This is a genomic window from Rhodoferax sp. UBA5149, assembly GCF_002413825.1.
In the GTDB taxonomy this organism is placed as follows: Bacteria; Pseudomonadota; Gammaproteobacteria; order Burkholderiales; family Burkholderiaceae_C; genus Rhodoferax.
Map to the genome: position 1 here is coordinate 1,990 of NZ_DHXT01000009.1, position 652 is coordinate 2,641.

1 protein-coding gene is annotated in these 652 nt (G+C 61.7%); it reads right to left on the reverse strand.

All coding sequences use genetic code 11. The features are described from left to right. A partial coding sequence (locus B3V69_RS00565) for a DUF3683 domain-containing protein (protein ID WP_296442811.1) occupies window positions 1-563 on the reverse strand: 563 nt, incomplete at its 3' end. Window positions 564-652: the final 89 nt, after the last annotated feature.

The window sequence follows — 652 nt, forward strand, 5'->3', positions numbered from 1 at the left end:
GGATATTCCACGCGCCAGTCGGTGGCATCGGTCACATGACTCACACGCGAGAGGCCGTCGAACTTGATGTTGTCCTTGGCGGTCAGTTTGGCCAAAGCGCGCTGGGTCTTGCGCCGCAAGGCTGCGGTTTCCACAAAAGCCGCGTCAAAGGCCTGCACCGCCTGGCCCGCCGCCTTGAGCAGTTCGCCCACCAGGGCATCACGTTCCGGGTCGGCATCAGGCGTGCGGCGTTTTTGCACCTCAGCCAGCCGATGCTGCAGGGCCTCGACCAGCAGCACACGCCGCTTCGGGTTGTCCAGCAGGTCATCCTGCAAATAGGGGTTGCGCTGCACCACCCAAATATCACCCAGCACCTCGTACAGCATGCGCGCCGAGCGACCGGTGCGGCGCTCGTCGCGCAGGCGGTTGAGCAATTCCCAGGCCGGGGCGCCGAGCAGACGGATGACGATTTCGCGGTCAGAAAACGAGGTGTAGTTGTAGGGAATTTCGCGAATGCGGGCGTGCGCGTGCGGCACATGCGATTGAGTGGACACGAATTGATTGAGCTGAATGGGGGCGTTCATCGGGTTCTGTAGTTACAGCCAGAACGTGACACGGGGGAGTAAAGCCGGGCTGGTCTGAGATATTACCGCAGTGCAGCATTCACCTACTG